Raw genomic sequence first — 13478 nt, 5'->3', positions numbered from 1 at the left:
CCCGGCAGAAGCAGGTGCAACAGCGCTGAGATGAAGCGTCTGATGCGGGTGCCAGCGGCCTTGTGGCCGTCGCCAATCGCAGGCCACGCCACGTCCATGGTGAGGCTACATGGCTTTGAAAAGGTGGGTGTACATGCGGCTCACATCCAGTGTCTCTGTCCGGTTCTTGAGGTGCACGCGTGTGCGGTTGAGCTGACGGCTGACGCGATCAATGGCGCGCACGTTGACGACGTGGCTGCGGTGGATCTGCCAGAACACGCTCTGATCCAGCCTGGGAAGCAGCTCCTTCAAGGGGGTCCGAATGAGCTTGTCTGCCGTGCCCGGATGGCTGTCTTGCGTGACGATGCGGACGTATTTGTCGGCAGCCTCCAGGTAGATGATGTCGTCGAGCGGGATCACGTACACATTGGTGCCAGCGGCTGCTTGCAATACCCGCAACGGTTCCTCCCCGGCGGGACTGGCAGGTTGTGCCTGTCGAAGCGCCATGAGTTGATGTGGCAGTGCATCCTCGACGCTCGCTTGTCGGCGCGCATTCAGTTGTTGCTGTACGCGCAGGCAGGTCACCGCCAGGCGCTCGGCGCGGATGGGCTTGAGCACGTAGTCGATGGCTGCGTGCTCGAATGCGGCGACAGCGTGGTGATCGTAGGCCGTGATGAACACGATCAAGGGCAGGGGATGATCGGCAGGCCAGTCTTCGATGACACGCTCGGCCACTTCGAGCCCTGATGCACCAGGCATGTGGATATCGAGAAAGAGCACATCAGGCCGCGTGCTCAGGGCAGCCTGGCAGGCTTGCAATCCATCGCTGGCCACTTGTGTGATGCGCAGGTCTGGCCACAAGCGTGCGAGCTGGCGCTGCAGGGCGCTGGCCAGGACGGGTTCGTCTTCGGCAATCAGAGCGGTGACTGGGTTCATGGACTGGGTGCGTTGGTTGGCGGCAAGACGGGGGCCTGCAGGCCGTGAGCGGGCAGCAACAGGGTCGCCATGGTGCCGATCTGATCGGGGCCTGCGTCGATGCTGAAGCGAGCCAGGGATCCGTAACTGGTTTCCAGGCGTGAGCGGATGCATTGCAAGCCGAAACCACCGTGGCCATCTTTCTGCGCGGGCTTGGTGGCTGCTGCCTGCAAGCCTTGCCCTGTGTCGCGCACAACGATCTCCAGCTGGTCCTGGCCGTTGTGCACGCGACGCGAGGCAGAGATGTGCAGCCAGCCTCCTTCCGGTTGGGGATCAAGGCCGTGCTTGATGGCGTTTTCAACCAGAGGCTGCACCAGCATGGGTGGCACGGTGACGTCGGCCAGATGGTCGGGGACGTCCACGCTGACTTGCAGACGCGGACCCATGCGTATCTGCATCAGGCTCAGGTAGTCCATCACACGGTCCATCTCTTCCCTCAGCGGCAGCGCACCTGTCCGGCTGGCGCTCAAGGTGGCCCGCAGGTAATCGATGAGGTGGGCCAGCATGTCCTGTGCAGTGGCCGGTTGCGTCTCGATGAGTGCGTGCAGATTGGCCAGCGTGTTGAACAGCATGTGGGGCTCCATCTGGGCCTGCAGCCGCTGCAGTTGCGCCTCCACGTGCAGACGATCAGCCTTCTCTGCCCTCAGCCGCTGCATGTGGGCCCTTACGCGGAAGATATCGACCGAGAACACCACAATGGACGCAAAGGCGTTGAACACCATGGAGGTCTTGAGGTTGGTGATGCTGAGCAGCAGAGGCGTCCAGGCGCCAGTCCAATCCATGTAGAGCGTCCAGATCCAGTAGGACAAAGGTGCGCACACGATGAACATGGCCAATGCATGAATGATGGCTACTGGCAAGGGGAGCACTGCGTACATCCCTTCGTTTTCCAGACGTACGCGCGCTGCAGGATCATTCAGCCAATAGTGTCGGGCTAGAACGAACCAGAGCAGGCCGCCCAGCGCCAGAGCGGTACCGGAGGCGATCAGGTTGGCGATGAAGTACTGCCAGTAGCCGAAGTGCTGCTCCATCTCCGAGCGGTTGGCCATGTCCAGAGACTTGTAGAAGGCGGAAAACACAAGCGCCCACACGGGCTGTTGAATCAACAGTCGAACAAGGTTGGGCTTGATCAAGGCCTCGTATGCCGTGGGGGAGGCTGTTGTCTGCATGGTTCGGAGGCGTGTATCGCAGGTGCTGAATCAACAAGAGCCCCGAAGGGCTCTTGTGATGCCAGTCATGCTGGAGTGTGTCAGATGAACAGTTTGGCAATCGGCTGGAAGAAGGCTACGCGCTGCACCAGCAAGGGGCCGAAGGCCACGATGCCCAGGCTGATCGACATCACGATGCAGGGCAGGATCCAGCGCTCGTAGCGACGGTAGAAGGTCTGGCCCGCCACCTCGGCATCGGACTTGTCGATCTCGGCTTCGCCCACCACCTGTCGGGTCAGCAACTGGTTGATGGCCACAGGGGGCAGGAGATAGCCCAGCTCGAAGGCCACCAGCACCATCATCCAGAAGTGCACGGGTTCGATGCCATTGGCGTAGGCCATCGGCGCCAGCGTGCTGGACACCAGCAGAATCGCGCCCATGGGTTCCATCACCATGCCCAGAATCACCTTGGCCACCACCAGGAAGCCCATGGCCATCCACACATTGGGGAAGACCTGTGGCGCCAGGCTCATGACTTCCGAGCGCTCGACCACACCACCAATCAACTGGGTGAACAGCATCAGGCTGATGTAGGAGCCCACGTGCTCGATGGTTTCGGTGGTCGCTGCGTCGATGGCTTTGAGCGACGTCTTCTGGCGTTGGGCTGCATAGGCTGGCTGGTATGCCTCCTCGCTGCCGGGAGCCATGGCATGGCTTGCCCCTCGCGCGGGCTTGGCCGCCGCAGCGCCGACCGATGCGAACTGGCGCGAACTCTCTTCGCGCGCACTCATCTTCTTGTCGAAGATCAGCACGAGCAACATCATGACGGGCAGGATGCTGGGCGCAGAGATTTCGTTGAAGGGCGTGTCCAGCACATGGCTGTAGAACATGGCAATGGCCGCCACCAGCACCACATATGGGATCACCACCTTCATCTCGCGCAGCATGGCAGGAATGGCCACACTGGGTGAGGCTACCTGGGCACGTTGATGGCGGTTGTGGCGGTGAATCTGCGAGGCGATGAAGAACATCGTCGAGGTCAAGGCAAACACGAAGCCACCCCAATAGAACAGCTGGGCCGTGGTGACCTGCCTGTTCAGCGCGGCAATGCCCACCACCAGCAAGCTGGGGCTGAGCACCACACCGAGTGAACCCGACATGGCTGTGGCCGCCAGCGCGTACTGGCTGGAGCCGCCCACCGCGCGCACCTCGTGGTAGATGATGGCGCCGGCTGCGATCACGAACACGCTGGACACGCCTGCATACGCCGTGGGCAGGCCCGCAGCCAGCAGGATGATGTAGGTGAGCGCCTCAGGCGACAGCTTCCACGGCCGCATGATGTTCATGAACAGGTCGACCAGGCGACTTTGCTTGAACAGCATGCCCGCCCAGATGTGCAGGGCCAGGGCCAGCGGGATGCTGATGAAGTCCAGGATCTTGTGTGCGTAGATGGCCGGCCCGGATGGGTGGCCATGCATGAAGAAGTAGACGCAACTGAAGATGCCCAGGTTGGCGATCAGGGGGATGCATTCCAGCGCGCGCGCCCAGGTGCCTTGTTCGTTGTCGTGACTCTGTGGTGGGCGCACGATGCGATAGGCGCTTACTGCTGCCAGTACGGCAAACAGCACCATCCACATGAAGTAGACACGAGGGTCTTCCACGGCCACGCCTGACTCCACAGAGATCTGGTAGTAGCGCACGCAGGAGTACAGCATCATCAGGCTGCAGATGGTCATCGACCAGGCCTGGGCCTTGAAGTCTCGCGCATAACGGGCGGGGCGCAGGCTGATGTGGTGGAAGCCCATGGTCGTGAAGGCTGCCGTCACCGTCAGCAGGATCAGCAGGATCATGGAGCGGTTGTCCGCACCAAACTTGAACAGCACGAAGAAGCTGGTCTCCAGGCCGCGATAGAACTTGAGCGAGGGCGTGATGTGGTCACGGACATGCTCGTACATCTCATGGCGTTCCACGCAGTTGGCGACGGTCGCCTTGAGCGATTCACGGACCGCCGCCGCGTTGAATTTGCGCTCACCGAACAGATCGTCCACGTCGTCGGACTGGCCTGTGCCATTCATCGGGGCGCCACTGGCCGCGGCAGCTTCCTGACGTGCCACTTCCTGTTCCACGTTCACATCGCGGTTGCAGGTAGGCTTCTCGGGATCAGCGCGCAGCAGGAAGTACTGCACCTTCTGGCCAGGGTCGCTGAACATGACCTCGCCGAACTTGAGCAATTGCCCATGCACCATCTCACCGGTGCTGATGACCAGGATCAGGATCAACAGCGCGAGGGTGGACAGATTGGCTAATCGACCGAACCAGGTCTGGCCCAGTGGATTGGTGGCGGGCGTGGTGCTCAAGGGGATGTCTCCTGTTGCAGCGCATCAACAGGCGCTGTCAAGTCGTTTTGGCAATCAGGTGTTGCACGCTAGGTGGCAACCCGAGCATTGTCAATTCGCATGCGACGAGTTGCGCCTAGGGTTCGCCAGTAGAAGCCTGCATTCGCGGGTGTGCCGCAGGTGGCATTGGCGACAAAAGGGAGCGTTGAATGACAAAGGGCCCAGCTGGGCCCTTTGTTGGTGCACCGAACTGGCCGGTGCTGCACTGCATCAAGTGCCGATCAAGCCAGCTTGCCGTGGCAGTTCTTGTACTTCTGGCCACTGCCGCATGGGCAGGGATCGTTGCGGCCCACGCGCGGTACTTCGGCGGCCACGGTCGCCGGATCGGTTTCCTGCGCCACGGTGCCGTCTTCGTTGGGGTGCGTGTAGGTCACGTTCATGAAGCTCTCGCCCTGGTGCTCGATGGCCTGAGCGGCTTGTTCGGCTTCTTCCTGCGATTTGATCTGCACGGTCATCAGCACGCGGGTGACGTCCATCTTGACCACATCCAGCAACTGGCCGAAGAGCTCGAAGGCTTCGCGCTTGTATTCCTGCTTGGGGTTCTTCTGAGCATAGCCACGCAGGTGGATGCCCTGACGCAGGTAGTCCAGCGAAGCCAGGTGCTCGCGCCAGTGCGTGTCGATGGATTGCAGCAGCACCATGCGTTCGAACGAAGCAAACTGCTCGCGGCCCACCACGCCGGTCTTTTCCTGATAGCGCGCATTGGCTGCATCGATCACGTGGTTGAGCACGTCATCGTCATCGGCGGCGGTCTGACCTTCCACCCACTTGACCAGTTCGATCTCCAGGTGCCATTCGTCCTTGAGCACCTTCTCCAGCGTGACCAGGTCCCACTGTTCTTCCAGGCTCTCGGCGGGCACGAAGGTGCGCACGACATCGGTCATGGCGCCCTTGCGCAGATTGGTGATGGCCTCGACCACGTCCACCGTTTCGAGGATCTCGTTGCGCTGCTGGTAGATGACCTTGCGCTGGTCGTTCGACACGTCGTCGTACTCCAGCAGCTGCTTGCGCATGTCGAAGTTGTGGCCTTCCACCTTGCGCTGAGCGCTCTCGATGGAGCGCGTCACGATACCGGCTTCGATGGCTTCACCTTCGGGCATCTTCAGGCGGTCCATGATGGCGCGCACGCGGTCACCGGCGAAGATGCGCATCAGCGGATCGTCCAGCGACAGGTAGAAGCGCGAGGAACCTGGGTCACCCTGACGGCCGGCGCGGCCACGCAACTGGTTGTCGATACGACGCGATTCATGGCGCTCGGTGGCGATGATGCGCAGGCCGCCAGCGGCCTTGACCTGCTCGTTCAGCTTGGCCTGCTCGGCCTTCAGCGCAGCGATCCTGGCTTCCTTGGCGGCGTGGTCCAGGGTTTCATCGGCTTCGATGGCCTGGATGTCTTTCTCGATGTTGCCACCCAGCACGATGTCGGTACCACGACCGGCCATGTTGGTGGCGATCGTGATCACGCCGGGGCGGCCGGCCTGGGCCACGATCTCGGCCTCACGGGCGTGCTGCTTGGCGTTGAGCACCTGATGCGGCAGGCCTTCACGTGTCAGCAGCTGCGCGATCAGTTCAGAGTTTTCGATGCTGGTTGTGCCAACCAGGGTTGGCTGACCACGCTCGTGGCATTCCTTGATGTCCGCAGCGATAGCTTGATACTTTTCCTTGGCGGTCTTGTAGACCAGATCGAGCTGGTCTTTGCGCGCGAGGATGCGGTTGGGGGGGATGACGATCGTTTCCAGACCGTAGATTTCCTGGAATTCATAAGCCTCGGTGTCGGCGGTGCCGGTCATGCCCGAAAGCTTGCCGTACATGCGGAAATAGTTCTGGAAGGTGATCGAGGCCAGCGTCTGGTTCTCGGCCTGGATGTGCACGCCTTCCTTGGCTTCAACGGCCTGGTGCAGGCCATCGGACCAGCGGCGGCCAGCCATCAGGCGGCCGGTGAATTCGTCCACGATGATCACTTCACCGTTCTGGACCACGTAATGCTGATCCTTGTTGAACAGGTGGTGCGCACGCAGGGCGGCGTACACGTGGTGCATCAGCGTGATGTTGGCCGCGTCGTACAGGCTGGCGCCTTCGACCAGCAGGCCGGCCTCCAGCAGCAGGCGCTCGGCGTTTTCATGGCCTTGCTCGGTCAGGAAGACCTGGCGGGACTTCTCGTCGGCGGTGAAATCGCCGGCTTCGATCACGCCTTCACCAGTGCGCGGATCGGCTTCACCGATCTGCTTCTTGAGCTTGGGCACCACGGCGTTGATGCGCACATACATCTCGGTGTGGTCTTCAGCCTGACCGGAGATGATCAGTGGCGTGCGGGCTTCGTCGATCAGGATCGAGTCCACTTCGTCGACGATGGCGTAGTTCAGGCCACGCTGCACTCGGTCTTCTACCTCGTAGACCATGTTGTCACGCAGATAGTCGAAGCCGTATTCGTTGTTCGTGCCGTAGGTGATGTCGGCGGCGTAGGCGGCCTGCTTTTCCTCGCGGGGCATCTGGGGCAGGTTGATGCCCACGCTCAGACCCAGGAAGTTGTAGAGCTTGCCCATCCACTCGGCGTCACGGCGTGCGAGGTAGTCGTTCACCGTCACCAGATGCACGCCCTTGCCGCTCAGGGCATTGAGGTAGACGGGCAGGGTGGCGGTCAGGGTCTTGCCTTCGCCGGTGCGCATTTCGGCGATCTTGCCGTTGTGCAGCGACAGGCCGCCCAGCATCTGCACATCGAAGTGGCGCATCTTGAAGACGCGCTTGGAGCCTTCGCGCACCACCGCGAACGCTTCGGGCAGGATGTCGTCGAGCGTTTCGCCCTTGGACAGGCGTTGCTTGAACTCTTCGGTCTTGGCGCGCAGCTGATCGTCGCTCAAGGGCTCGAAAGTGGGCTCCAGCGCATTGATCCTGGCTACCGTACGCCGGTACTCCTTGAGCAGGCGTTCGTTACGGCTACCAAAAATCGAAGTCAGTATCTTGGGCAACATGGAGCTATCAATCCAATCGATCGGTGTGTTGACCACGTGGTCAGCACGAGTCGGCCAGGGACAATTTCCCCAGTCAACCAAAGCCAAAAAGTGTAGCACCCGGGGGTGACGCTTCCGCGACGCGCACGCGTCCTTCCTAGGAGGGGCTTTCCCCGCCCTTATTCAAGGGTGCCGGGCGGGGAACTTGTTTCAGGGCGTTTCAGAAGGCGCCGGCCGTTTTCGGATCATGGCACTCAGGGCGATGCAGATCAGCGCCATGGCCAGCACCACCACCGCACCGGAGGGCATGTCCACCATGGCGGACAGGGCCAGCCCCAGGGCGTAGGCCAATGCACCGGCACCCCAGGCCAGCGGCAACTGCCGCTCGGGCGGCGCGTTTCGCACCGCCAGCGCCGGCATGATCAGGCTGCTGAACACCAGATACACCCCGACGAGTTGAACGGAGGCCGTCACGGCCAGCGCAAACAAGAGGTAAAAACCGGCCCGCCCCAGGCGCGCGCCCAGGCCGAACCACAGGGCCAGCACCAGTGCCGACAGGCCGGCCACGGCCCACAGCTGTCCCGTCGAGACCCACAGAATCTGCCCCACCAGCAGATCCTTGAGGTGTTCACCGCCGTGCGGGTTGCCCGCCAGCAGCAGGATGCCCACACAAGAAGCCAGCACAAACAGGGTGCCGATCAGGGCCTCCTGGATGTCGGGCCAGCGTTTTTCGGTCCAGGTCAGCAGGGCCGCACCGCTCAGGGCGGCCAGCACCGCTGCACCTTGCACGGCCCAGCCTTGCGGCTCCCAGCCCAGCGCGTCGGCTGCGATCACCCCCAGCCCGGCGATCTGCGCGATCGCCAGGTCGATGAAGACGATGCCCTTGCGCAGCACCTGCAGCCCCAGTGGCACGTGCGTGGCCAACACCAGCAAACCGGCGATCAGGGCCGGGCCTACGATGGACCAGTCCACCTCATGCACACTCAGGCTGCCCATGGCGCTTACCCCTTGCTGGCTTTGAGCAGTTGCTCGATGGTGTCGTCAAACAGGCCGAACAGATCCTTGGCCTTGTCGCTGCCGCCCACGGTGAAGGGCAACACGGCCACCGGGATGTGCGCACGCTCCGACAGCCATTGCGACCCGCGCCCGTCGTTGTAGGCGGCGCGGATGATCACCTTGGCGGGTTGCTTCTGCAGTTGCGTGAGCACGGTGGACAAGTAGGCACTGCTGGGCTCCACGCCGGGTTTGGGCTCCAGCGAGATGACCTGGTTCAGGCCCAGCCAGGCCTCCAGATACGGAAAGCCCTTGTGCTGTACCACGATGGGCATGCCCTTGAGTGGCACAGCCGCTTGCGTCCAGCGCGTCATGGCCTGGTTCCAGCGCGTGTTGAAATCTGCCAGGCGCGCCTGGTAGACCGTGGCATGCGCTGCGTCGACTTCAGCCAGCCGTTTGGCCAGGGCCTGTGCCACTGCCGCGATGTTGCGCGGGTCCGTCTGGATGTGCGGGTTGCCGGACGCGTGCACATCGCCATCGGCACGGTCCAGTCTGGTCGGCACTTCCAGCTTGCGCACGTAGTCTGCGGCATTGAACTGGCCGGGCTGGCCGGTTTGCACGGCCGGGTTGCCTGACTGGCGCAAGAGCACGGGCAGCCAGCCCACCTCCAGCTCGGCACCCGTGCACACCATCAGTTCGGCATTGCGCACGGCGGCGATCAGGCTGGGTTTGGCCTGTACCTGATGCGGGTCCTGCAAGGCATTGGTGGCGGTGTAGATGCTGGCCTGGTCGCCGGCCAGCTCCTTGGTCAGGGCGGCCCATTCAGGCTCGCAGGCAAAGACCTTGATGGCTTGCGCGTGTTGGCTGATCAGGCTGAGTGCGAGGCCTGCACCGATGGACAGCCCTCGGATGGCAGAAGTTGTCGTCATGTGTGTTCTCCGAATCATGTTCATCGCGTGGCTCAGTAGCTGTGCGCGCCGTGCGCACCCAGGCTCATCTGATACTGCAGGAACAGTTGCCTGTCGTTGATGCCTTCGCGTGAGCGGTCGTTGCTCACCTGCAGGCGCCAGCGGCTGAATTCGCTGGGCGACCAGTCCAGCATCAGGCTGTCACGCTTGGGCTTGTAGTCGGTCAGCACGAGGCTTGGCGTGTTGAGGCCGTAGTCCACCGTGCCGCTGTCGAGTTCGTCATGACGCAAGCCGACGCGCCAGCCGGTGGTGAACTGGTAGATGCCTTGCAGGTACCAGCCCGATTGCGCCGAGCGGTAATCGCCGGGTGTGGCCGCATTGCCCGTGTCGTACACCACCTCGCCGGATTCGGTGCGGCGGAAGTACTCGCCTTGCAGCTTGAAGTTGGTGACCTTGCCATTGCCGTTTGGCGCCCATTTCCACACGGCATCGGCCACCCACATGCGGCTGTTGCCGGTGAAGGCGTTGCTCACGGTCTGGTCGGCCGCATCGACGGCATCCCAGGCGCGGTCCTGGGCTTTGGTGTTCAACCAGCTCAGGCCGGCACGCCAGCTGTGGCTGTCACCCAGGTCGCCACCGGTGTGGGCAAACAGTGAGGCAGCGCCGGCTGAATTCCGGTTGCGGTCATTGCCAGGGAAGCTGTGGCCATTGCCCAGCTCCGCGCCCAGCTCGATGAACTGATCGGTGGGGGCCAGCCATTTGAGCTGCACGCCCTCCTGCTTGTACTGGCCGCCCAGGAAGGCCTGGTAAGCCAGCGGTGCATCCACAAAGTCCCAGGTGTGGGCATGTTGCTCGTTGAGGTAACCCAGGCCCGAGAAGAATCGGCCCACCTTGAGCTTCAGGCCTGCAGGCAGCGCTGTGGTCTGCACAAAGGCTTCTTCGGCCGAGATCGTGTCTTCCGGCGACACCGCCAGGGTCAGTGCGCCATACCACCAGGGGTCGATGTTGGCGCTGAGTGTGAGCTCGGACTCGCCCAGGCTGAAGCCGCGTTGACCAGGTCCGATCTCATCGCCGCCGGGGATGAAGCCGCTGAGCTGCCAGGTACCTGGGTCCTTGGACAGGCTGGCATACGTGCCACTCAGGATCACCGACACCATGGGGTTGAAGCCATTGGCTGTGCTGGCAGTGGTGCCGGTACCGTCGGCCACGGGTGTGGCTGGTACTGCGTTTGCCGTGCCCGTCTGTGCCTGTTGAACCTGATCCAGGCGGGCTTCCAGCTCCTTGAGGCGGGTCTCGTATTGCCGACGCATGTCGTCGATCTGACGGCGCAGGTCGGATACCGTTTGCGCGTCTGTGCTGATGGGCAGAGTGGCCTGCGCAGCGAGCGCGTGCTGGGTCACCGTGGCCAGGAGGCTCATGGCGCCCAAGGCCATGGTGCGAGCCCATGGTGATGTCATGGGGGCCGTTGTGAGGAGTGAGGATGATGGCGCGGCGGCGACATGGCCGTGCGCGTCCAGGCCTTCGCGGCCAGACGAATGAATACGCATGATGGAAAAGTCTCTTCTGCGGCCAGCCTGAGTGCTCAGGCGGCCAGGATCGTCAGGCACACGCCAGGCAGGGCGGACGAACGCATGCTGCGTCGCACTGCCCTTCAGGCGTGAACGAATCAGGCAGAAAAGAGGGCAGGTGGCGCGCGCGCGAGGTAGGCGCCGGATGCGCCTTGAGCACATTGCGGCTGAGCGGTGTCCGCAGTCAGCACATGCTCGAACCGGGCCAGCGCCAGCGTGGGCACGGAGGGGGCCACGCTCGCATCTGCCGCGTGATGGGCCAGGCATTCCACACACAGGGTGTGCGCCTGGTTGCCATCATCGCGCGTGGCGTGTTGCAGGGTATGGCGCAAGCCGACCTGCTGCATCAGCAGCATGACCAGGGCCAGCAGCAGGTGCCAGCCCAGACGCTTGTACATACGACCCTGCATGGAGGCTTACTTTAACGAAACGATGTTGCTCTTTTGTGAAGCTGTGTTTGTGGGGGCCGGATGTTGACTGGCCAGGAACTTGGCCGGGTTCTGCTGTACCCCTTCCACCAGCACCTCGAAGTGCAGGTGGGGGCCCGTTGAGCGCCCCGTGTTGCCCACCTCGGCGATCTTCTGGCCGCGCTTGACCAGATCCCCTTGCTTGACCAGCATGCGCGAGGTGTGGGCATAGCGGGTTACCAGGCCGTTGCCGTGATCCAGTTCCACCAGTTGACCATACTGCGGATGAGGCCCCGCCGACAACACCACGCCACCAGCGGCGGCCATGATCGCCGTGCCTGGATCAGCCGGGAAATCCAGCCCCGTGTGCAGTGCCGGGCGATGCGTGAACGGGTCGGTGCGAAAGCCGAAGCCCGATCCGATCGGTCCGATCACGGGCGCGCTGCTGGGCACCATCAAGGCTTCCAGTCGCTTTTCAAAAAGGTGAGATTCGATCAGTGTGAACACGTCTGCGTCGCGTTCGCTCGAGGACTGCAGATTGCCCATCTGCTCGTTGAGTTCCTGCAGGATGCGTGAGGTGGGCTTGTCGTCCAGCATGCTGACCAGGGGGCCGCCTGATGCGGCTTTGGGTTCGGCTTCGATTTTCTTGAGTTCGTCGGGTTTCATGCCCGCCATGCCGGCCACGCGCTCACTCACGGCTTCCAGGTGCATCAGCTTGGCTTGCATGTCACCCACCTTGGCGGCCATCGCGTCCAGGTTCTCGCGCATGTAGCGATCGCGTTGTGCGAACTCCTGTTGTTCCACGTAGCGCACCGCTTGAGAGATCACTGGCCAGTGCTCGTGCGCGGCCTTGAGCACCACGGCGTGGTAGAGCATCAGGCTGAGGATCATCATCGGCAAGGCCAGCGCCAGCAGCGACAACACCAGGGTCAGGGGCGTAAACTGCAGCACGCGGGTTCGCGACAGAGCGCTGGTCGTGATCAAAATCTGCATGCAAGAACCTTCCGCATCGAACCATCTGAATCTTGAGCCTGCCAACCACCTGGCCTGACGTCCCATGAGCGCAAGCCGTTACACCCGAACCGCCACTTACAAGCCTATGACACCTGACGTACCTCAGGTGACCGCGGCCATGGGGCGCTCGAATCAGCTTGCCAGCCTCATGCAGAGGCTTCAGATGTCTCAGGCCTGCCTGGAGGCAGTGCGCGTCTTCCTGCCGCCAGCCATGGCCCCTTATGTCAAGGCGGGGCCGGTTGACGACGAAGGATGGACACTGCTGGCAGCCAACGCGGCCGTGTCAGCCAAGTTGCGCCAGCTTCAGCCGCGCCTGATCGAGGTGCTGGCCAAAAAGGGGCTCAAGGTTAACGCAATCCGCGTGCGTGTTCAAACCGGCCGCTGACACAGTGTCGCGGGCCGGTTGAAATGAAACGAGAGCCCGGGCGGGCTCTCGGGGCAGATCGGTTCTGGACTCAGGCCAGGATGGCCGGTACCAGGGCTGCCATGGCCTGACGCTGCGTCACGGCCTTGCCTTGCAGGGCGAAGCCCAGCAGTTGCTCGGGGTTATCGGCGGCCGTGAAACGGGCTTCGACCGATTCCTCCGTGCTGGTCACCACCCACTGGCCTGCGGCATTGGCGGGGGGCGGGCACACCACGGTGGGCCAGGCGGGCGTCTTCACGACCACGGGCATGGCGGGGTAGGCCACAGGCGTGGGCTTGCCCGACAGCGTGGCGGCCAGGGCGCGTGCCTGCTGCATCAGCGGCATCACGTAAGGCAGCAGGTGGCCTTCCACCTCGGCGCAATCGCCCACGGCGTAGACGTGCGGCACATTGGTGGCCAGTTCACGGTTGACCATCACGCCGCGGCCTGTCAGCACCCCAGCCTGCGTGGCCAGATGCGTGCGGGGCTTGAGGCCGATGGCCGACAGCACCAGATCGGTCTCCAGCGTGTTGCCGTCGCTGAGCGTCACTTTCAGGCCGTTGCCGGCCTTGTCGATGCTGCTGGCGCCCACGCCAAAGCGGAAGCTCGTGCCACCGGCTTGCAGCTTTTCTTGCAGCAACTGGCTGGCTTCGGGCGGCAACAGGCGGGACAGCACGCGATCGGCCAGATCCAGCACGGTGGGCTCGATCCCGCGGTGCAGCAGGTCATTGGCGAATTCGCA

The 13478-nt window shown here is 62.9% G+C and carries 11 protein-coding genes; 1 reads left to right on the top strand and 10 read right to left on the bottom strand.

Annotated elements, in window-relative coordinates:
* Positions 1–105: 105 nt before the first annotated feature.
* The 9 genes from VFW93_RS07875 to VFW93_RS07835 all read right to left on the bottom strand — a co-directional run bounded on the left by VFW93_RS07875 (position 106) and on the right by VFW93_RS07835 (position 12312).
* Complete coding sequence (locus VFW93_RS07875) at positions 106–915, bottom strand: LytTR family DNA-binding domain-containing protein (protein ID WP_329693441.1); 810 nt, start codon at positions 913–915, stop codon at positions 106–108.
* Positions 912–2123, bottom strand: coding sequence for a sensor histidine kinase (locus VFW93_RS07870; RefSeq protein WP_329693440.1), 1212 nt, complete (start codon positions 2121–2123; stop codon positions 912–914). Before VFW93_RS07870 ends, VFW93_RS07875 begins: the two co-directional genes overlap by 4 nt.
* An 80-nt stretch (positions 2124–2203) precedes the next feature.
* The gene (locus tag VFW93_RS07865; RefSeq protein WP_329693439.1) at positions 2204–4459 is read right to left on the bottom strand and encodes a TRAP transporter large permease subunit; all 2256 of its coding nucleotides are present in this window, start codon (positions 4457–4459) and stop codon (positions 2204–2206) included.
* Between the two features lie 260 nt (positions 4460–4719).
* Complete coding sequence (secA, locus tag VFW93_RS07860) at positions 4720–7464, bottom strand: preprotein translocase subunit SecA (RefSeq protein ID WP_329693438.1); 2745 nt, start codon at positions 7462–7464, stop codon at positions 4720–4722.
* 189 nt (positions 7465–7653) lie between these two features.
* On the bottom strand, positions 7654–8439 hold the full coding sequence (locus tag VFW93_RS07855) for a metal ABC transporter permease (protein ID WP_329693437.1): 786 nt from the start codon (positions 8437–8439) through the stop codon (positions 7654–7656).
* Between the two features lie 5 nt (positions 8440–8444).
* Positions 8445–9365, bottom strand: a complete 921-nt coding sequence (locus VFW93_RS07850; RefSeq protein WP_329693436.1) for a metal ABC transporter substrate-binding protein — start codon at positions 9363–9365, stop codon at positions 8445–8447.
* 32 nt (positions 9366–9397) lie between these two features.
* Positions 9398–10801: a TonB-dependent receptor gene (locus VFW93_RS07845; protein ID WP_329693435.1), complete on the bottom strand. Its 1404-nt coding sequence runs from the start codon at positions 10799–10801 to the stop codon at positions 9398–9400.
* A 209-nt stretch (positions 10802–11010) separates the two neighbouring features.
* Positions 11011–11310: a hypothetical protein gene (locus VFW93_RS07840; RefSeq protein WP_329693434.1), complete on the bottom strand. Its 300-nt coding sequence runs from the start codon at positions 11308–11310 to the stop codon at positions 11011–11013.
* 18 nt (positions 11311–11328) lie between these two features.
* The gene (locus VFW93_RS07835; protein ID WP_329693433.1) at positions 11329–12312 is read right to left on the bottom strand and encodes a M23 family metallopeptidase; all 984 of its coding nucleotides are present in this window, start codon (positions 12310–12312) and stop codon (positions 11329–11331) included.
* A 64-nt stretch (positions 12313–12376) separates the two neighbouring features.
* On the opposite strand from VFW93_RS07835, the gene VFW93_RS07830 reads away from it, so the two are divergent.
* Positions 12377–12718: a DciA family protein gene (locus tag VFW93_RS07830; protein WP_329693432.1), complete on the top strand. Its 342-nt coding sequence runs from the start codon at positions 12377–12379 to the stop codon at positions 12716–12718.
* Between the two features lie 70 nt (positions 12719–12788).
* Here VFW93_RS07830 and VFW93_RS07825 read toward each other — a convergent pair.
* Positions 12789–13478, bottom strand: a 690-nt coding sequence (locus VFW93_RS07825) for an NAD(P)/FAD-dependent oxidoreductase (protein ID WP_329693431.1), incomplete at its 5' end; no start/stop codon positions are given.

The organism is Aquabacterium sp. (genome assembly GCF_036279675.1).
Taxonomy (GTDB): domain Bacteria; phylum Pseudomonadota; class Gammaproteobacteria; order Burkholderiales; family Burkholderiaceae_C; genus Aquabacterium.
Note: the sequence above shows the minus strand (reverse complement) of the source record. Positions and strands in the feature narration are given on the sequence as shown.

Bases quoted from the DNA above. Each gene is read 5' to 3' on its own strand.
- VFW93_RS07845 (WP_329693435.1), bottom strand. From the start codon at position 10,801: ATGACATCACCATGGGCTCGCACCATGGCCTTGGGCGCCATGAGCCTC.
- secA (WP_329693438.1), bottom strand. From the start codon at position 7,464: ATGTTGCCCAAGATACTGACTTCGATTTTTGGTAGCCGTAACGAACGC.
- VFW93_RS07870 (WP_329693440.1), bottom strand. From the start codon at position 2,123: ATGCAGACAACAGCCTCCCCCACGGCATACGAGGCCTTGATCAAGCCC.
- VFW93_RS07875 (WP_329693441.1), bottom strand. From the start codon at position 915: ATGAACCCAGTCACCGCTCTGATTGCCGAAGACGAACCCGTCCTGGCC.
- VFW93_RS07855 (WP_329693437.1), bottom strand. From the start codon at position 8,439: ATGGGCAGCCTGAGTGTGCATGAGGTGGACTGGTCCATCGTAGGCCCG.
- VFW93_RS07830 (WP_329693432.1), top strand. From the start codon at position 12,377: ATGAGCGCAAGCCGTTACACCCGAACCGCCACTTACAAGCCTATGACA.
- VFW93_RS07835 (WP_329693433.1), bottom strand. From the start codon at position 12,312: ATGCAGATTTTGATCACGACCAGCGCTCTGTCGCGAACCCGCGTGCTG.
- VFW93_RS07840 (WP_329693434.1), bottom strand. From the start codon at position 11,310: ATGTACAAGCGTCTGGGCTGGCACCTGCTGCTGGCCCTGGTCATGCTG.
- VFW93_RS07850 (WP_329693436.1), bottom strand. From the start codon at position 9,365: ATGACGACAACTTCTGCCATCCGAGGGCTGTCCATCGGTGCAGGCCTC.